Origin of the sequence: Flavobacterium flavipigmentatum (assembly GCF_020911905.1) — a bacterium.
GTDB lineage: Bacteria > Bacteroidota > Bacteroidia > Flavobacteriales > Flavobacteriaceae > Flavobacterium > Flavobacterium flavipigmentatum.
Window position 1 is genome coordinate 785222 of record NZ_CP087133.1, and the last position, 18493, is coordinate 803714.

At 34.7% G+C, this 18493-nt stretch carries 17 protein-coding genes; 6 read left to right on the plus strand and 11 right to left on the minus strand.

What is annotated here, in order from left to right:
- Nucleotides 1-39 precede the first annotated feature (39 nt).
- Nucleotides 40-1731 (plus strand): Ig-like domain-containing domain, encoded by a 1692-nt coding sequence (locus tag LNP22_RS03795; protein ID WP_229975405.1) that lies wholly within the window; start codon nucleotides 40-42, stop codon nucleotides 1729-1731.
- An 18-nt stretch (nucleotides 1732-1749) separates the two neighbouring features.
- Entirely contained in the window at nucleotides 1750-2184 is a 435-nt protein-coding gene (locus LNP22_RS03800) for a cytochrome c oxidase assembly factor Coa1 family protein (RefSeq protein ID WP_229975406.1), read from the plus strand.
- Between the two features lie 4 nt (nucleotides 2185-2188).
- Here the strand turns inward: LNP22_RS03800 and LNP22_RS03805 are convergent, their stop codons facing one another.
- The 5 genes from LNP22_RS03805 to LNP22_RS03825 all read right to left on the minus strand — a co-directional run bounded on the left by LNP22_RS03805 (nucleotide 2189) and on the right by LNP22_RS03825 (nucleotide 7389).
- Nucleotides 2189-2956: an amidohydrolase gene (locus LNP22_RS03805; RefSeq protein ID WP_229975407.1), complete on the minus strand. Its 768-nt coding sequence runs from the start codon at nucleotides 2954-2956 to the stop codon at nucleotides 2189-2191.
- Nucleotides 2957-2983: 27 nt separating this feature from the next.
- Nucleotides 2984-3757: a DeoR/GlpR family DNA-binding transcription regulator gene (locus LNP22_RS03810; RefSeq protein WP_229975408.1), complete on the minus strand. Its 774-nt coding sequence runs from the start codon at nucleotides 3755-3757 to the stop codon at nucleotides 2984-2986.
- A gap of 115 nt (nucleotides 3758-3872) precedes the next feature.
- Nucleotides 3873-4619 (minus strand): succinate dehydrogenase/fumarate reductase iron-sulfur subunit, encoded by a 747-nt coding sequence (locus LNP22_RS03815; RefSeq protein ID WP_210666170.1) that lies wholly within the window; start codon nucleotides 4617-4619, stop codon nucleotides 3873-3875.
- A gap of 92 nt (nucleotides 4620-4711) precedes the next feature.
- Complete coding sequence (locus LNP22_RS03820) at nucleotides 4712-6712, minus strand: fumarate reductase/succinate dehydrogenase flavoprotein subunit (RefSeq protein WP_229975409.1); 2001 nt, start codon at nucleotides 6710-6712, stop codon at nucleotides 4712-4714.
- An 11-nt stretch (nucleotides 6713-6723) separates the two neighbouring features.
- Complete coding sequence (locus LNP22_RS03825; protein ID WP_229975410.1) at nucleotides 6724-7389, minus strand: succinate dehydrogenase cytochrome b subunit; 666 nt, start codon at nucleotides 7387-7389, stop codon at nucleotides 6724-6726.
- Nucleotides 7390-7708: 319 nt separating this feature from the next.
- On the opposite strand from LNP22_RS03825, the gene LNP22_RS03830 reads away from it, so the two are divergent.
- Nucleotides 7709-9070 (plus strand): hydroxymethylglutaryl-CoA synthase family protein, encoded by a 1362-nt coding sequence (locus LNP22_RS03830; protein WP_229975411.1) that lies wholly within the window; start codon nucleotides 7709-7711, stop codon nucleotides 9068-9070.
- A 186-nt stretch (nucleotides 9071-9256) separates the two neighbouring features.
- Here LNP22_RS03830 and LNP22_RS03835 read toward each other — a convergent pair whose 3' ends face one another.
- The 3 genes from LNP22_RS03835 to LNP22_RS03845 all read right to left on the minus strand — a co-directional run bounded on the left by LNP22_RS03835 (nucleotide 9257) and on the right by LNP22_RS03845 (nucleotide 11426).
- A complete protein-coding gene (locus LNP22_RS03835) occupies nucleotides 9257-9835 on the minus strand; it encodes a hypothetical protein (protein ID WP_229975412.1) in 579 nt (192 codons plus the stop codon).
- Between the two features lie 533 nt (nucleotides 9836-10368).
- Complete coding sequence (locus tag LNP22_RS03840) at nucleotides 10369-10548, minus strand: hypothetical protein (protein WP_229975413.1); 180 nt, start codon at nucleotides 10546-10548, stop codon at nucleotides 10369-10371.
- A 497-nt stretch (nucleotides 10549-11045) separates the two neighbouring features.
- A complete protein-coding gene (locus LNP22_RS03845; protein ID WP_229975414.1) occupies nucleotides 11046-11426 on the minus strand; it encodes a nuclear transport factor 2 family protein in 381 nt (126 codons plus the stop codon).
- A gap of 673 nt (nucleotides 11427-12099) precedes the next feature.
- Here LNP22_RS03845 and LNP22_RS03850 point away from each other — a divergent pair.
- The gene (locus tag LNP22_RS03850) at nucleotides 12100-13392 is read left to right on the plus strand and encodes an aminopeptidase P family protein (protein ID WP_229975415.1); all 1293 of its coding nucleotides are present in this window, start codon (nucleotides 12100-12102) and stop codon (nucleotides 13390-13392) included.
- Nucleotides 13393-13578: 186 nt separating this feature from the next.
- Nucleotides 13579-14358 (plus strand): alpha/beta fold hydrolase, encoded by a 780-nt coding sequence (locus LNP22_RS03855; RefSeq protein WP_229975416.1) that lies wholly within the window; start codon nucleotides 13579-13581, stop codon nucleotides 14356-14358.
- A 60-nt stretch (nucleotides 14359-14418) separates the two neighbouring features.
- Here the strand turns inward: LNP22_RS03855 and LNP22_RS03860 are convergent, their stop codons facing one another.
- Nucleotides 14419-14793 (minus strand): hypothetical protein, encoded by a 375-nt coding sequence (locus LNP22_RS03860; RefSeq protein WP_229975417.1) that lies wholly within the window; start codon nucleotides 14791-14793, stop codon nucleotides 14419-14421.
- Between the two features lie 17 nt (nucleotides 14794-14810).
- A complete protein-coding gene (locus LNP22_RS03865) occupies nucleotides 14811-15131 on the minus strand; it encodes a roadblock/LC7 domain-containing protein (RefSeq protein WP_210666179.1) in 321 nt (106 codons plus the stop codon).
- Between the two features lie 285 nt (nucleotides 15132-15416).
- On the opposite strand from LNP22_RS03865, the gene LNP22_RS03870 reads away from it, so the two are divergent.
- Entirely contained in the window at nucleotides 15417-15560 is a 144-nt protein-coding gene (locus LNP22_RS03870) for a hypothetical protein (RefSeq protein ID WP_229975418.1), read from the plus strand.
- A gap of 127 nt (nucleotides 15561-15687) precedes the next feature.
- Here LNP22_RS03870 and LNP22_RS03875 read toward each other — a convergent pair whose 3' ends face one another.
- Nucleotides 15688-18450: a PD-(D/E)XK nuclease family protein gene (locus LNP22_RS03875; RefSeq protein ID WP_229975419.1), complete on the minus strand. Its 2763-nt coding sequence runs from the start codon at nucleotides 18448-18450 to the stop codon at nucleotides 15688-15690.
- Nucleotides 18451-18493: the final 43 nt, after the last annotated feature.

Sequence of the window (18493 nt, forward strand, 5' to 3'; positions counted from 1 at the left end):
ATATAATTGTTATTTTGTGGAATTAAATCACGAACGATTATGTTGAAAAACAACTTCAGATATATTTCTTTTTTACTGGTATTTTTAATGATGAGTTGCGCCAAAAGAGGCAGCATAACGGGAGGATTAAAAGATACTCTTGCTCCTATTCTGGTATCAAGTTCGCCAAAAAATTTCAGTACCGATTTTAAAGGAAACGAAATTGTCCTGACATTTGACGAATATGTAAAACTTAAAAATACCAACAAACAGTTGATTATTTCACCTCCAATGAAGGCGCAACCCATTATCACGCCTTCTAATGCGAGTAAATTTATCAAAATAAAAATTCAGGACACGTTACAGCCCAATACAACTTACAGCTTTAATTTCGGACAAAGTATAACCGATAATAACGAAGGTAATCCGTACAATCAATTTAAATATATTTTCTCAACGGGCTCCTATATTGACTCGCTTTCAATTGGCGGAAGAATCAAGGACTCTTACAATAAAACCACCGACAACTTTGTTTCGGTGATGCTTTACGATGTCAATGACAAATTTGAAGATTCGATTATTTACAAAGAAAACCCAAGATATATCACTAATACGCTGGACAGTTTGAGCACTTTTAAATTAGAAAATTTAAAAGCGGGAAAATACCTTTTAATCGCTCTAAAAGACAAGGGAAACAACAACAAATACAATCCTAAAGAAGACAAAATAGGTTTTGTAAAGCATTACATTAACATCCCCAACGACACCCTTTTTGAGTTAGAATTATTTAAAGAAACGCTTCCGCTAAAGGCTCTAAAACCTGTACAGCTTTCGGGAAATAGATTATTAGTTCCGTATGAAGGAAAGCAAAATTTTAAGACTTCGAAACCTAAAATCGTCCTTAAAAACAATGATGAAATCCTCGAAACTATTGTGACCGAATTCCCTAAGAAAGATTCGCTGCAGGTTTGGTACAAGCCTCTTAAAGTAGATTCTTTGGCGATGGAAATCAGCAAAGACGATTACAAAAAGAAATATGTTTTTAAGATAAAAGACCTCAAAAAAGACACGCTGAACATTTCGGCAATACAAAATGGAACCCTAAATTTTAGAGAGCGTTTTACACTTGAAACCGCTACTCCACTGGTAAAATTTGATTCCTCAAAAATTAAGCTAGTCAATAAAGATTCTACAGCGGTAGATTTTACCACCGAGTACAATGAATTTGAGCAAAAACTCTACGTAGATTTCAAAAAAGAACCTTCACAAAAATATAATTTTACCTTTTTACCCGGGGCTTTGACCGATTTTTACGAGAAATCAAATGATACATTACAATATAGATTGACCACTAAAGAAATAGAAGAATACGGAAATGTTATTTTGAATTTGAAAAACGTAAAACGCTTTCCAATTATCATCGAATTAATCAATAAAAAAGGCGACAAAATTCTTGCACAGGAATACTCTGAAGGCGAAACGAAATTTGAGTTTAACCTTTTAGAACCTGAGTTATTTACGGTGCGGATAATTTACGACGACAATAAAAATAAAATATACGATGCGGGTAACTTCTTAAAAAAAGAATATTCAGAAGAAGTCAATTATATGCAGAAAAATTTTGATGTTCGAAGCAATTGGGATGTCAATGAAACTTTTGATGTAAGCATACCCTACAATCCTGAACTGGAGAAAAAAGAAGACGATAAAAAGAAAAAAGACGACGCAAAAAGAAAGAAAACAGCTTTTTAACTCACAAAAAGTACTGCAATGAGCAACGAATTAGCGGTTAAGAAAACCTGGTTACAAAACAACTGGAAATGGCTTTTGCCAACGTTGCTGGGCATTCTGTTGTATGCCTGTTTTTTTACTTCTACTATTGCAGAAGACACTACCTCGATCATTCAGGCGTATTCCGATACTTTACTTTACGAAAAAGCCATCGAAAAAGCCAATAAAAATAGGGAAGTTTTGGCTGTTATTGGGAGAATAGAACCCATTGATAAATTGTCCATTATGGAAGGAAATGTCCTGTATACTAACCATAACAACTCCGTTGCCACTACTGTTAGAATCATTGGTGTTAAGGAAATCGGTAAGATCGACATTATTGCTCATAAGATGAATAAAGAGTGGCATTACCAAAAAATCACTATTCGCTTAAAAAAGCAAAAGGCAACTATAAACGTTTTAGATCAAGAGTAGAAAATTAGTTCAGAATTTCAAACTCATCTTTATCGCTCAAAAAATCCAACTTTTGGCGGGTTTCGAGCATTGTTTTTTTATCCAGTTCGACTATAAAAACACCTTCCTGCTCCTGAGGCTCGAGAAGAAAATGACCTAAAAAATCTATCGCCTGCGAGTGGCCAATATACTCATAATTATTTGCGTCTACCCCTATTCTATTCACTCCCAATACATAGGTCATATTCTCGATAGCACGTGCTTTAAGTAGCGCATCCCAAGCATTGGTTCGTACTTTTGGCCAGTTCGCCACATACAAAAGCAAATCGTAATTTTCTGTATTTCTGGCAAAAACAGGAAAACGCAAATCATAACAAATCTGAAGACAAATCTTCCAGCCTAAATAATCGATTATTGTTTTTTGTGTGCCTTTAGTATAAAATTTATCTTCTCCGGCCAACGAAAACAAATGGCGCTTGTTATAGTATTGTATTTCGCCTGACGGAAAAACAAATAACATTCTGTTGTAATATTGTGCTTTTTCGGTAACGATTAAACTTCCTGTAATGGCTACATTTTTCTCTTTTGCTACAGATTGCATCCACAGAATCGTTTCTCCCTGCATGGTTTCGGCAACTGCGGAAGCATTCATTGTAAACCCGGTAGAAAACATTTCCGGAAGAACAATCAGATCTACTTTTTGCTGAATCGAATTTATTTGTTCGTTGAAATGACTCCTGTTTTTAGCAATATCTTCCCAATAAAGATCTGATTGAATAAGGGCTATTTTCATACTATTCTGTTTTTTCTGAGCTTTAAATTAAATAAGAATTAAATCCGGGAAAGCCTTTTTATACGGTTCCAATTTTGCATTATTTGGCTCTACCTCGGTAACAATATAATCGAATTTGGATAAATTAGCAATTTTCATCTTCAAAACAGTATTTAATTTTTCAGTAATTGTAATAATTGCCGTTTTTTTAGAAGCCTGAATCATTGCTTTTTTTACCTGAACCGTCTCCCAATCTGAGTCAGAATAACCACCATCAACATCCAAAGCATTGGTGCCTAAAATCAATAAATCTGCCTTGATATTGGCCAACTGATGGAATACTTCTCCGCTTACGCACATTTGGCTATAAGAAGATACGCTGCCGCCAATCATGATTACTTTAATATTGGGTTTATCCAAAAGTTGTACCGCCGTTACGACCGTAATGGTAAAAATAGTCAGATTTAAATCATTTGGAATTAATCGGATAAACTCCCTAATGGTAGTTCCTCCGTCCAATAACAACACCATACCATCATGCAGGAGACTGACGGTTTTCTGGGCGATAACCTGTTTCGACTCGACTTCATACGTCTGGTTGGATGAAGCATAATGATATCCTTTGGTCATGGCACCACCTTTCACTTTAATCAAAAGCGATTCTGACTCCAGTTCATTAATATCACGTCTCACCGTATCTTCTGAAACACCCAATTTTGCCGAAAGTGTTTCAAAACTTACACGAGTATGCAGGTTGATTTCCTTTAGAATATGATTTTTTCGTTCTTCCTTGGTATAATTTATTATTTCATTATCATTCATTCGAAATCATTTTAGGTACACAAATTTAAGCATTTATGACCATACTATGGTGAAACAAAAAACGCATCCAAATTAATGAATGCGTTTTTTTTATCTACAACTAAATTCTTTAAGATTATCCTTTTAAGCTTGCTGCTAAATACTCGCGATTCATACGTGCAATATTTTCAAGAGAAATTCCTTTAGGACACTCTATTTCGCAGGCTCCAGTGTTGGTACAGTTACCAAAACCTTCTAGATCCATTTGGTGTACCATGTTTAAAACACGATCAACTGCTTCTACTTTACCTTGAGGTAATAAAGCATATTGCGATACTTTTGCCGAAACAAAAAGCATTGCTGATGAGTTTTTACAAGTAGCCACACAAGCTCCGCAACCAATACAAGCCGCTGCATCAAAAGCTTTATCCGCATCGTGCTTATCAATCGGAATCGTATTGGCATCAATAGTATTTCCTGAGGTGTTTACCGAGATAAATCCTCCGGCATGCTGAATTCTATCAAAAGAACTTCTGTCTACTACTAAATCTTTGATTACTGGGAAAGCTTTTGCTCTAAATGGTTCGATAAAAATAGTATCGCCATCTTTAAACATACGCATGTGCAACTGGCAAGTGGTAACACCTCTATCTGGTCCGTGGGCTTCTCCGTTGATGAACAAAGAACACATTCCGCAAATTCCTTCGCGACAATCGTGATCAAATGCTACCGGTTCGTCTCCTTTGTTGATTAATTGATCGTTAAGAACATCAAGCATTTCAAGGAAAGACATGTCTGGCTCAATTCCGTCAATTGGATACTCGACGATTGCTCCTTTATCCTGGGCGTTTTTCTGACGCCATATTTTTAATGTAAGTTTCATACTGTTTTAGTTTGAAAGTCATAAAGTCGAAAGTCGAAAGTCAGTTGACAATTTGCCGTTAGACTTTAAGACTTTTGTCTTTTGACTAATTGCTATTTGTAACTACGCTGTACTAATTTAATGTTTTCGTAAACCAGAGGCTCTTTGTGTAATACGGCTTCACTTGGTTTTCCTTTGTATTCCCAAGCGGCAACATAAGCAAAGTTTTCATCATCACGAAGTGCTTCACCTTCTTCTGTTTGGTATTCTTCACGGAAGTGACCTCCACAAGACTCATTACGGTGCAAAGCATCTTTTGCAAACAATTCTCCCAATTCTAAGAAATCGGCAACACGAGTTGCTTTCTCTAATTCTTGGTTAAGTCCGTTAGCTGTTCCTGGTACTTTTACCTCTTTGTAAAACTCTTCACGTAAAGCAGCAATTTCTTCAATCGCTTCATTCAAACCTTTTTCGTTACGAGCCATACCTACTTTATTCCACATGATTTTCCCTAATTTCTTATGGAAATAATCTACAGAATGTGTTCCTTTATTATTGATAAATCTATCGATTTGATCTTTTACATTTTTCTCAGCTTCAGCAAATTCTGGTAAATCTGTAGAAATTGGACCCATTTTAATATCCGGAGCAAGATAATCTCCAATAGTATAAGGCAATACAAAATATCCATCAGCCAGACCTTGCATCAAAGCAGAAGCTCCCAATCTGTTAGCTCCGTGATCAGAGAAGTTAGACTCTCCGATAGAAAAACAACCCGGAATTGTAGTCATCAAATTATAATCAACCCAAGTTCCACCCATTGTGTAGTGCACGGCTGGGTAAATCATCATTGGTGTTGTATAAGGATCTTCGTCAACGATTTTGTAATACATCTGGAATAAGTTTCCGTATTTACTTTTCACGATTTCCGCTCCTAATTTAGTTACCAACGCAGCATCATTAGCATCTAAACCTTTTACGTAAGCTTCCTCTGTTCCGTATCTTTTTATCGCTGCTGCGAAATCTAAATAAACAGCTTCACCTGTTTTATTCACTCCAAAACCAGCATCACATCTTTCTTTTGCAGCACGAGACGCTACGTCACGAGGTACTAAATTACCAAAAGCTGGATATCTTCTTTCTAAGAAATAATCTCTGTCTTCTTCTGCTAAATCGGTTGCTTTTTTCTTTCCTTCGCGAATGGCTTTTGCATCTTCTAGTTTTGCAGGAACCCAAATACGACCATCATTACGTAACGATTCAGACATCAAAGTCAATTTAGACTGATGATCTCCCGAAACCGGAATACAAGTTGGGTGAATTTGTGTGTAGCAAGGATTAGCAAAAAACGCTCCTTTTTTATGAATTTTCCAAGCTGCTGTTGCGTTACTTCCCATAGCATTTGTTGACAGGAAAAATACGTTTCCGTATCCTCCAGAACCAATTACTACTGCGTGAGCAGAATGTCTTTCTATTTCTCCAGTAACAAGGTTACGAGCGATGATTCCTCTTGCTTTTCCATCAACGATTACTAAATCCAGCATTTCGTGACGGTTGTACATTTTTATTTTTCCACGACCAATCTGACGGTTCATTGCAGAATAAGCTCCTAACAATAATTGTTGTCCTGTTTGTCCTTGTGCATAAAAAGTACGGGAAACCAAAGTTCCTCCAAAAGAACGGTTGTCTAAAAGTCCGCCATATTCACGAGCCAATGGTACCCCTTGAGCCACACATTGATCAATAATATTGGTAGAAACTTCTGCCAAACGGTGCACGTTTGCTTCACGCGCACGGTAGTCACCCCCTTTTACAGTATCATAAAACAATCTGTAAACAGAATCTCCGTCTCCTTTATAATTTTTTGCCGCATTGATACCTCCTTGAGCTGCAATAGAGTGCGCACGACGAGGAGAATCCTGAAAACAAAAAGCTTTTACGTTATAACCCAATTCAGCCAAAGTTGCCGCAGCAGAACCTCCAGCCAAACCTGTACCAACTACAATAATATCTAAATTACGCTTGTTAGCAGGGTTTACTAAATTAATATGATCTTTATAATTTGTCCATTTGTCCGATATTGGACCATGTGGAATTTTTGAATCTAATGCCATTATAATTGATATTAATTATTGAAATGATGAAATAATGCGATTATAACAAAAAGTGCCGGTACTACTACCGCATAGCCATAACCAACTTTGCTTAAAAATCTTGAATATTTATTATGCATCCCCATTGATTGCAAAGACGAACTGAATCCGTGCCAAAGGTGAAGACCTAATAAAATAAACGAAACACAATACAAACCGGTACGAATTGGATCGTGAAATTTATGAACTAATTCACCGTAATACCTTGTAGCATCAGGAGCAGTGCCCGCAACGTATTTGTATCCGATTTCGGGAAACCAAAAATCATAAAAATGCAATCCTAAGAAAGCCAAAATAACTAATCCAGAAATAATCATATTTCTAGAAGTCCAAGAAGCATTTGCTGCTCCATTGTATTTTGCATAACCAATTGGTCTAGCATTTTTGTTTTGAATGGTTAGAACAAATCCCATCACAAAATGGAAAATTACACCAAAAGCCAAAACAGGTTGCATTACAAATTGTATCAGCGGATTGTATCCCATAAAATGTGACGCTTCGTTGAAAACGTTTTCACTAAAAACAGAAATTAGATTTAAGGAAACATGCAGCGCTAAAAACGTGATTAAGAACAGTCCAGAAAGCGCCATTGCAACTTTCTTTAAGATGGACGCATTCAATAGTGCAGATTGTGCCATAAGAGTTTAAGTAGTTTGTTTTAAAAAATTACACAAAAATAAAGCAAATAGACATCAACTACAACCATTTCGTTGTTATTTATAATCATTTTAAAGAGCTTTTAGAGACTTTAAAGCAAATGGTTTAAAAACCCCAAAATAGGTTTTATTCTGAAGTCATTTTGATCAAATCCTGATTTTTATATAATTACCAAATTGCTATTTTTTTGAGCCTTTTAATTTATTTTTCTCAAAAGTAAAAGTTCGACTCATTTTATTCGAATAAAACAGCCAAAATTAAACAGCATAATTTTACCTTTATCGGCATAAAATATCACCCATGAAAACAGGAATAGACGCTATTTCTTTTGACGTAGCCAACATACATTTACCTATAAAAACTTTGGCCAATGCCAGAAATATCGAGCCCGAAAAACTAGAAAAAGGCCTCGGATTAATCAAAATGACTTTGCCAGACGTACATCAGGATGCGGTAGTTTTTGGAGCCAATGCCCTCACCAAACTCATCCTCGAAAACAACATCAACCTTAACGAAATTAGCCGTATTTATGTCGGGACTGAAAGTAGTATCGACAGTTCTAAACCAATTGCTTCTTTTTTAATTAATTTAATGGAACAAAAATTTGGCGAAGACGCTCTTGCAGAATGTGACGTAGTCGATTTTACTTTTGCCTGTATTGGCGGCGTTGATGCTTTGCAAAATTGTATTGATTTTGTACAACTACATCCGACCAAAAAAGCCATTGTTGTAACCACCGATTTTGCAAAATACGATTTAAATTCTACGGGAGAATACACACAAGGTGCCGGAGCACTAGCAATGTTGGTAACCTCTAATCCCAGAATCATTGCTTTTGATGATCATTGGGCAACCAGTACAAAAGGTGTTTTTGACTTTTTTAAACCGTATCGAAGTCTTTCAAAAGAAGCGATTACTCAAAACGAAAACAACGATCCTTGGTTTGACAATTTAGAAGCAGAGATCGAAATTCATAAAGACCAACCTGTTTTTGACGGTCAATATTCCAATCAATGTTATATGGATCGTACGCGAAATGCCTACTTTTCATTCAAAAAACTAAAAAACACGACCGAAACTTTATATAGTAAATGGAACAGCATTATCATGCACTTGCCGTATTCGTTTCAAGGACGCAGAATGTTATCTGAAATTTATGCTTTAGATCATGCGGATAAAATCATTTCAGAAAATATCGAACAAGCAGATTATCAAAATAAAATTAAAGAAGTAGCAAAATCAGACGAATATAAAAAGTTTGTCACCGAGAAATTACAGCCTGCAGAATTGGCTTCTTCCTTGATCGGAAACCTTTACACAGGTTCTATTTTTATGGGATTACTATCGACTTTAGCACATTTTTACGACAACAAGCAAGAAGTTGCCGGCACTACATTTGGATTTCTTGCGTACGGAAGTGGCTCAAAATCGAAAGTTTTTGAAGGAACGATTCAACCCGAATGGCGATCGGCTTTGGCAAAAACCAAACTTTTTGCAAACCTAGCAGAAAGTGTTGAGATTGATTTTGAAACTTACGAAAGTCTTCACAAAAAAGAACAAAAACAAAGCATCCGAACACCAAAAAAAGAATGGGTTCTGGACCGAATCGAAAAAGAAGTCCCTAACTTGATTGGGGCACGATATTACAAATGGGTGGAATAAAATTTGAAATTCCTATTTCAAAAAAGTCCAAATTCGAATAAATAAGATAAAAACCGAAGCATTTCTGCTTCGGTTTTTTTTATCTGCAATCTTTGTCTTTGCGAGGAACGAAGCAACCACAATAACAAAAGCAACCATTGTAAAATGCAAAATGAGATTGCTTCGTTCCTCGCAATGACTTTGAATTTACTCTTCTGCAATTTCCGATTTTCTTTCTCTGCAAAGAACCGAGATTGCAATAAAAACAAAACTTAGATATATCGAAATCGGAAACCCAATTCCGTAATCATGAGCGAAAATATTATCATAAAATGGCAATAATTGCAAAGTTATAATCACCAATATTGGCAATGAAATAATGACCCAAAATGCCACATAATTATCTGGAAAAGAAAACAATCTCCTTAGAATAAAAAACATCAAAAGCCCTGTTACAGCAATCGGAACGATAAAACCAGCCCAACTTACAACAGCTGAAAGCAACAATCCCAAGGTGAGTGTTAATAGAGAAACAATCAAACTTCCAAAACTAAGATAAAATAAGGTTGCTAAAAACTGTCCGCCTTTGCCGTTCGAGAAAAACTTTGCAAGTATAAAACACATTATCATTATGATACCAAAAGTGGTTAAGAAGCCACGATCATTCTCTGTATCAACTCTGGCAGCAATAAACATCCAGAACCAGACAAGAAACAGAGAAATGGATAAAAAAACTGCACTTTGTTTTGGTGTAAAGTATTTAATTTCTGTACTTAATGCTACCATATATTTTTAGAATAAAATTATAGTTTAAGAAGGACTCTGTTTTTCCTTATTTATTTTTCTTTCTGCAGCGATACCTTTTGGTATTTTGAACGAGTCATTTATGGATTGATTCAGTTCGGAAGCTTTTTTTAGTGAAATTAATTTTACATTTTCCTCCGTATGATCGTCTTGTCTAAAGAATAACTTTCAATCTCCATCAAGATCATGACTTGTGTACAAATGTTGCGTTCATGATTTAGCGCCTAATTGCAAACAAAACAAACCCTATTTTCTGGTTCTTTAAAATCAAAACTGTTTTTTTGGTATTATTCCTGACCGAAGATATTAAAAAAAGTCATAAACAATAAAATTTTAGATTTCTGGCTATCATTTGATTCGGTTTGCAGAATAGAGATTATGAAAAGTTTATGCCTTATCGTCATTGCGATGAACGAAGCAACCACACTAACAAAAGCAACTATTGTAAAATGCAAAGTGAGATTGCTTCGTTCCTCGCAATGACTAGCAAATCTTTTATTTTGCAAAATTAAAAATCAATCCTTTTTATGCTGTTCTGTATAATGCTGCTTTCCTTTAATGGTTTGATCTTCTACACTCATTCCGTTTGCCATTCCTAGCATAAAAGCGGTCATTATTACTATTATTTTTCTTTTTATCCAATGAAGTGGTCGCTTAGATTGCTCTAAACGTGTTTTATTTTTGTGTTTATACATTTTGAAAATGATAAATGATTAGACATTATAGTATCATCGTATGCGTTAAGGCGCATAAATGCTTAGAAATTTCTAAGCGCTGTATAAACTTTTATAGAAGTTATTTGAAGTGATTATTTCATTCATGAAAACAGATTGTCTAATAAATGAATTTATATTTTGATAAATAAGCATTCGTAATTTTATAAGAATCCGAATTTGAAAACTGTAAACTTGCTTAAGTTCAAGATAATGTACCGGAATTAAAAATGCAATTTTTATTAGAGAAACAAATCGATTTAATACATACAAACGAGAATTTGTAAGATCTAATTCTCTTCTCAGAATCACAAAGGAAGATTGGTAATATTCTGCTGATTTTGTCTGAGAATCTAAAGTTCCGTCATTCGCAATCAGGACAAAAGCCAGAAAGAGCGATAGAAGATATTTTAGATATTTATTCAATTTTATTTGGATTATTAACTTTCCGCAAAGCGAAAATACGAATAAAGAAAGAGTTATTTACTTATATCCGTCAATCTAACAATTTTATTATCTAAAAATTCAAAAACAGATTTACCTGTCAAGTTCAATTCCTGTCCTTTTTGCATTCCGTTGGGAAAGTCCATTGCCAGAATAGCCTGATAATCAATATCTATTGCTGTTTTAGATTTCGAATGACTGAATAATGTTATCGTTTGTTCTCTTTTTGAGAAATACTTTTTCGCTTCTTCTGCCTGATCTTTAAATTCCTTCAGCCCCGACAAAGTCATATTTACTTCACCGTTCTGAATATTTTCAAAAACAATTGTACCATCAAAATCAGCTATCATTTTATCAATATCAAATTGATTATAGCCATCAATATAATTCTGTATTATTTTTTCTCTGTTGATCATAAATACTAAAATCTGATTTTTATGTAAAGATTACACAATTCTTTTTTCAAAATAAATCATTTTTTTCTAGTTAGCAATATTTTTTTATCTAAGCCTGCAAGTTTCTTATGAAACCGAGACTCGCGTGAGGGATAGAGGCGGTATCCTTTTGTGAAGAGAAGCGGAACAAAAGATATAGCCGAAAGCCCGACCCGGAGGGACACGCCCTTGTTAAGATTCTAAATTTGCTTAAAAACTTTTTACCATAACGTCATTGTGAGAAACGAAGCAATCTCAGTTGCCACTTTACATTGGTTGCTTTTCTTAGTGTGGTTGCTTCGTTCCTCGCAATGACTTATTGTTTAGGTTATAAAGGCAATGATTACTGTTTTTTAGTGCAGTTTTTAGGTGTTATGATGTAATTTTTCGGTTGTTTACCTAAATGATTGGGTCTAGAGCCTAAAGTTTTACGTTCGGAACCTAAACGTTTACCTAAAAAACCTAAATGGGCTACTTTATTCTGATCTCTCCAAGTATTTATCGATCTCGAACTGTTGTTAGAAACGACTAGATTGGGCAGACAAATTGGTCTGCAAAAAACTCAAACAAATAAGAAAACTTTAATAAAGCTATTTTGCGCTACTTCTTCAAAAAATAGTAATTTTGAGATTCGAAGTTCAAAAACGAAAATATTATGAAATATCACCAAATAAACAGCGCTCTTTTTGTAAAAAATCGCAAAAAATTTACGGCAGAAATGAAACCGAACAGTGTTGCCGTTTTCAATTCAAACGACATCTACCCTGTTAGCGCAGACAGTTCGTTGCCGTTTGCACAACACCGCGATATTTTTTACCTGAGCGGAGTGGATCAAGAAGAAAGTATCTTGCTTTTGTTTCCGGATGCACCTTACGAAAACCAGAAAGAAATGCTTTTCCTGAAAGAAACTAGCGAACATATTGCAATTTGGGAAGGCGAAAAGCTAACAAAAGAACGCGCTTTTCAGGTTTCTGGAATTAGAACAGTGTATTGGCTGCAGGATTTTCATAAAATTCTGAACGAAATGATGACGTATTCTGATACGATGTACATCAATACCAACGAGCATTATCGCGCAACAGTTGAGACTGAAACTCGCGAAGCACGGTTTGTAAAATGGTGGAAAGAGCATTACCCGGCACACCAAGTTGCCAAAAGCAACCCAATTTTGCAACGCATCCGTTCGATAAAAGAAAGCGAAGAAATCGATCTGATTCAGCACGCTTGCGATATTACCGAAAAAGGTTTCCGCAGATTATTATCATTTGTAAAACCGAATGTTACGGAATACGAAATCGAAGCCGAATTGGTTCACGAATTCATCCGCAACCGTTCTAAAGGTTTTGCTTACACCCCAATTATTGCATCAGGAAACAACGCCAATGTTTTGCATTATATCGAAAATAATCAGCAATGTAAAGCAGGAGATTTAATTTTGTTGGATGTTGCAGCAGAATATGCCAATTATTCTAGTGATATGACCAGAACAATTCCGGTTTCAGGTAAATATTCAGACCGACAAAAAGCGGTTTACAATGCCGTTTTGAGAGTTAAAAACGAAGCGACCAAAATGTTAACTCCGGGAACACTTTGGAAACAATACCATATAGAAGTAGGTAAGTTAATGACATCGGAATTGCTTGGTTTGGGTTTAATTGACAAAGCCGATGTACAGAACGAAAATCCAGAATGGCCGGCATACAAAAAATATTTTATGCACGGAACCTCTCATCACATGGGTCTTGATACACACGATTACGGATTACTTCACGAACCAATGAAGGCCAATATGGTCTTTACGGTAGAACCTGGGATTTATATTCCGGCAGAAGGTTTCGGAATTCGCTTGGAAGACAATGTAGTGGTTCAGGAAAAAGGAGAACCTTTTAACTTGATGCGCAATATTCCTATCGAAGTAGATGAAATCGAGAGCTTGATGAACTCTTAATTCAAAAGGCAAATACTAAAAAACACAAAAACGATTAGCAACAATGTTAGTCGTTTTTTTATTGTAAATTACTTATTGCTATAAAAATTCCTATAGCACAGTAAAGCAAACTGTATCTTATGGAACTTAAATTTCGAATATGATTACCGTTTCCTATCTTTGTGCTTTCCTATTTAAAACATGATTTTGAAAACTATTTTATACAAAAATACCACAATAGTATACACCGATCAAGGTCAAGGAACTGCGATCGTATTCCTTCACGGCTTTCTGGAAAATCAATTGATGTGGAAAGAGTATGCCACTTATTTTGCAAATCAGTATCGCGTGATTACGATCGATTTACTGGGACATGGCGCATCAGATTGTCTGGGCTACATCCATTCTATGGAAGAAAATGCCAATATTGTTCACGAAGTTCTTGAACATTTAAAAATACAAAAAGCCACCATTGTAGGTCATTCTATGGGCGGTTATGTAGGTTTGGCTTTCGCCGAATTGTACCCGAATGCGATTCAGAAATTGGTGTTATTAAACTCAACTTCAAAAGAAGACAGTCCCGAAAAGAAACTCAACAGAACACGCGCCATCAAAGCTGTAAAGCAAAATTATGTCAACTTTGTGAGTCTTGCGATTGCCAATTTGTTTAGCGAAAACAATAGAATTCGCCTCGGAGATGAAATTGAAAAAGTCAAAACACAAGCACTCAAAACACCTTTACAAGGAATAGTAGCTTCGCTTGAGGGTATGAAAATTAGAAAAGACCGTGTAGCGCTTTTACATACCAATCGTTTCTCTACTTTATTGGTTTTAGGAAAAAAAGATCCCGTTTTAAACTATGAAGAAACGATCGCCCAAATAGAATATGGGCAAACAGAATTGATCTCTTTTGAAGATGGCCACATGAGCCACATTGAAAACAAAGAAGCATTACAACTCATTTTACTCAAATTTTTCGGTTCTTAAACCAATCAAAAAAGGCTGTCTTAATTACTTGAGACAGCCCTTTTAATTTTATTGTAGAAATTATAGCTTTGAAACAATATCTTTTTTAAATTTAGATAAAGTTGCTCTTGTCAAACCAAGATTTGCTTTTGTTGAGTCTACCGCTAGATAAATAAAATATTTACCATCTTCAGAAACATCAATAATATGTATTTGATCTGTAAGTGTGATTAAAATATCGTTTATTTTTTGATTTAAACCTAAAGCTTTGATCGCACTTAATTTTGCTTTTACAACTTCTAAATTATAAGCAGAGGCTAATTCTGGATCAAAATTTGGATTTAAAGAAAGAGAACAGAATGACATTCCAGTTTCAACCTCAGTTACAGAAACTGCGATAAAACCATTGATATTTTCTTTTAAATCGTTTTGAAAATTTTGTAAAAAATCTGACATGTTTTAATTGTATTAAATTAATTGTTGAAAACAGTATCCATTCTGCGCAGCAAAAGGCCCATTTTACTTATATCTTTAGAAAGCAGAGCGACACAATTATCATCCTGATTTTTATTGGCCACCACAATTCCGTCATTGTTCTTAATCATCACTTGCTTGAGCTCTCCATTATTGAGGTCTTCAGACATTTCTAAAGACATTTTTAATATCATCCCAATCATTGCCGCTACATTGCCATCATACTCTAAATTTACGGACTCAACCAAAACGCCGTCTATCGTAAAAACCAAACCAGATTCGGCTCCGGTTTCCTCTACAAGTGTGTTTAAATCAATCATATTCCTTTTTTATCATGTTTAAGAATCGGCAAAGTTATTTCAATAAACACAACTATGCCATAAACACTTGTTAAAAAAAAGCCAACCCTAATCAACTGATTTACTTTTATTTATAACGTGATTTTTAGCTGTTTTTAGATTATAATGTGCAAAAAAAAGAAGGAGAAAAAGTAAATGTGTTTAAAAATACAGGAGAACATTCAATAAAATTGAATTATAAGGTCAGAAGCTCATACAAACTCAATTTAAGAGAAGTTTTTATTAAATTTGCAAAAAATTATTGAGATGAAAACTGTTGAGGAATTGCGTTTTGATTTAAACGTAAAATTGATGAAGTTTAGAAGATTTCGTTTTGAAAACGGAAGTATAAACAATGAAAATGAGGGAGAACCAGAGAAAAGGGGCTTCTTTAAAAAAATTTTCAGTTAAAAATTATAGATAGAAAAAGCTGAACTTATTGAAACAAATCTTTCAACAAGTTCAGCTTTTAAACTTCTAATTATCGCTAATTTTCTAATTCTGGAGAAAACGCAAAAATAGCGGTAATTTTAATTTGTCAGATATTTTCTTCAAAAGAAATAGTGCGGTCAAAAATTTCGTTTAACAGTACCACAATCTCCTCGACATAATTCGCCAGAATTTCTTTTGTAACGGTTATATGTAATTCTTTTTCTTCTTTAAAACCAAAAGGCAGAAAACCTGATTTTAAGTTTTTAAACGAAATAATCCCTGCTTCCATCGGAATGTCTTTCATTTCGTTTTCAAACATAAAAGCATACGCTAAAACCTGAATAATTTTATCGTTTTTAAGGTCTTTAGTTAACCCATTCCATGATTTAAGCACAACATTGGCTCTCTCAACCTTTCCGGTCTTATAATCAATGATTCTAATTTTTCCGTTGCGCAATTCAATTCTATCGACATTTCCTTTAATCAAAACAGGAAAAGGCAAACTCTGATGTATTAATTCACGTTCGAAAGTTTTTTCCAGAGCAATAATCTTGATGGCGTCTCCGCTTTTAATTGCTTCCAGTTCTAATTTAAGAAAATTGAGAACATTACGTTTAGCGACTTCAAAAGCCAATAAATTTCTTCCTTTCTTGATTTCGCCTTCTTTATACACCAATTTAAATTGTTTTAAAACTTCGTCATCCAAAAGCTTGAAACAATTTGAAATATCTGTTTCAGAAATAAACCTACCGACAAAAGGATCATAAAGTGCTTTTAATGTTTCATGAATGATCGTTCCGAGCGTATTTAAGGCAATATTTTCTTCAACCTCTTCTACTTCTCTAATTCGAAGTATTTTTTGAAAATAAAAATCAATAGGATTCCTAATATAACTTGTCAAAGCAGAAGGAGAAAAACCAGTAGTTGCAATTTCTTTCAGGCGCTCCATCACCGCCTCAGACTTGGGGATTACCATGGGCTGATAAGCTGTTGTAGGCAAAACAGGATTATAAATATCAAATGTAAGCTGGTGTTTGGATTGTTTTTCTACTTCCAATTGTGTAATAAAACGACTTCGCTCGCCAGCATCCAATCCGTCATTTTCAGTATTATATATTAGGTAGATGTTTTTGGCTCGCTGCAATAAATGATAAAAATGATAGGTATAAATAGCATCCTTCTCCTTAAAAGTAGGAAGACCCAATTCTTTTTTTACATCATAAGGAATAAATGAATTCTGCGATTTTCCTGCCGGAAATTTACCCTCATTCATAGAAGTTACAATTACCGTATCAAAATCTAGAACACGACTTTCGAGCACCCCCATGATTTGCAATCCTCTTAAAGGTTCTCCTTCAAAAGAAACTTCGGCTACCTCTATAATCTGCTTATAGATAGCGTACAAAGTATCAATATTATCAATATGCTGATGTTGGGAATAGTAATTGATGAGCTTATTTATTACTTTAAAAACGGCAAACACAAAAGTTTTGGCTATTTTTTCTTCCTCATTATCGTTGTTAAAATTTTCTTTGACCAAAAGCAAGAGTGCAGCAATATTATCGAGAACTGCGAGCGCTCCATTCTCCCATTTTTGAAATAATAATAAAAACAAATCTGAAGCACTTGCGTTGAGTTCCAGAATTTTTTTATGGGTAATAAACGTATAATTATTTTCTTTTATAATTTTGACCAAATGAGTCGCATGCGCATACGGCTCGATCAAAGGATGGGTTAAAACGTCCAAAACATCTTTGTAATAAAAAACATAGTGATCTCCTTTTCTGGAAATCGCATTCGTATGCATTTTAAACAACTTTGCAATCAGGATCTGTGATGGATTGTTTTTACTCGAATAGCCCATCGTAATGTTTAGAGCACCCAAAGAGGAAGGCAGTGCGTACAAGACCGGCATAAGCAAATTTTCTTCACCAAGTACGATTGCTACCTTATCCAGAGAAGTAGAGGGATTTTCCTCGATTATTTTTTCAATGATACTACCTGTTAGTTTGGCTTGACCAATAGTTTTAGGAGTTCCTATTACTTGGATATTCTTGCTTTGCGAAAAATCATCTACAATCCAGTCGAAGGTATGTGATTTATAATGTTTCCAGCTTTCTTTAAAGCGTCTTACAAACAATCCCGCATCATGATAAGGGTCGTTTAAAAAAGTGCTGTCTACGTCCCAATAAATTTTAGCCTGTTCAAGTGCCAAAAGGTGCTGAACAATTCTTTCTTCAGCAGCATTTAGAGCATTAAATCCAGCAAAAATATATGTTTGATTTGAAGTAGAATTCGAAAAATGATTAAGATTATTTACCGCCTCTCTATAAATCAAACCCTGATATCCCAAACCTTTATTTAATAAATGCAGATAAAGAGCCTCATAGTAAATAGGTAATAGCTTCCAGAAATCAATATAATTTTCTAAAAGTTTTGTTTTATCTTCGACCTCAATACCCCATTTTTTAATGTCTTCAATATCTTTAAGATAAGACAAAACATGTGATGGGTCCAGTAAGTAACGATCAATCTCGTTAAAATCTTGTAAAAGTGTCTTTGCCCAATTGGCAAACAATTCAAAAGACTGTTGATTTTGTTTCTCGGTTATAGAGAGATAAACTTCATAAAACTCAAATAACAGTTCTATAGAATCCAGAGATCTTATCGAGGCTACATCCTGAACAAAATCTTCAATACTAATAATCTCAGGACAAATGATAGTATTTGCAATTTGCTTTTGCAAAGCTTCTATTAAAAAAACTTTTGCTCTTTTATTAGGCAGTACAATAACTATCTCGTCTAGTTTAGTCGCATAATCCTGAATTACTACTGTCGCTATTTTTTCGAGAAAAGAAATATTTATCATTTGATAAAAATAAAAAAAGCCATTCAATTAAGAATGGCTTTTT

Excerpts from the sequence above, each read along its gene's own strand:
- LNP22_RS03795 (WP_229975405.1), top strand. The coding sequence starts at position 40 with ATGTTGAAAAACAACTTCAGATATATTTCTTTTTTACTGGTATTTTTA.
- LNP22_RS03800 (WP_229975406.1), top strand. The coding sequence starts at position 1,750 with ATGAGCAACGAATTAGCGGTTAAGAAAACCTGGTTACAAAACAACTGG.
- LNP22_RS03805 (WP_229975407.1), bottom strand. The coding sequence starts at position 2,956 with ATGAAAATAGCCCTTATTCAATCAGATCTTTATTGGGAAGATATTGCT.
- LNP22_RS03810 (WP_229975408.1), bottom strand. The coding sequence starts at position 3,757 with ATGAATGATAATGAAATAATAAATTATACCAAGGAAGAACGAAAAAAT.
- LNP22_RS03815 (WP_210666170.1), bottom strand. The coding sequence starts at position 4,619 with ATGAAACTTACATTAAAAATATGGCGTCAGAAAAACGCCCAGGATAAA.
- LNP22_RS03820 (WP_229975409.1), bottom strand. The coding sequence starts at position 6,712 with ATGGCATTAGATTCAAAAATTCCACATGGTCCAATATCGGACAAATGG.
- LNP22_RS03825 (WP_229975410.1), bottom strand. The coding sequence starts at position 7,389 with ATGGCACAATCTGCACTATTGAATGCGTCCATCTTAAAGAAAGTTGCA.
- LNP22_RS03830 (WP_229975411.1), top strand. The coding sequence starts at position 7,709 with ATGAAAACAGGAATAGACGCTATTTCTTTTGACGTAGCCAACATACAT.
- LNP22_RS03835 (WP_229975412.1), bottom strand. The coding sequence starts at position 9,835 with ATGGTAGCATTAAGTACAGAAATTAAATACTTTACACCAAAACAAAGT.
- LNP22_RS03840 (WP_229975413.1), bottom strand. The coding sequence starts at position 10,548 with ATGTATAAACACAAAAATAAAACACGTTTAGAGCAATCTAAGCGACCA.
- LNP22_RS03845 (WP_229975414.1), bottom strand. The coding sequence starts at position 11,426 with ATGATCAACAGAGAAAAAATAATACAGAATTATATTGATGGCTATAAT.
- LNP22_RS03850 (WP_229975415.1), top strand. The coding sequence starts at position 12,100 with ATGAAATATCACCAAATAAACAGCGCTCTTTTTGTAAAAAATCGCAAA.
- LNP22_RS03860 (WP_229975417.1), bottom strand. The coding sequence starts at position 14,793 with ATGTCAGATTTTTTACAAAATTTTCAAAACGATTTAAAAGAAAATATC.
- LNP22_RS03865 (WP_210666179.1), bottom strand. The coding sequence starts at position 15,131 with ATGATTGATTTAAACACACTTGTAGAGGAAACCGGAGCCGAATCTGGT.
- LNP22_RS03870 (WP_229975418.1), top strand. The coding sequence starts at position 15,417 with ATGAAAACTGTTGAGGAATTGCGTTTTGATTTAAACGTAAAATTGATG.
- LNP22_RS03875 (WP_229975419.1), bottom strand. The coding sequence starts at position 18,450 with ATGATAAATATTTCTTTTCTCGAAAAAATAGCGACAGTAGTAATTCAG.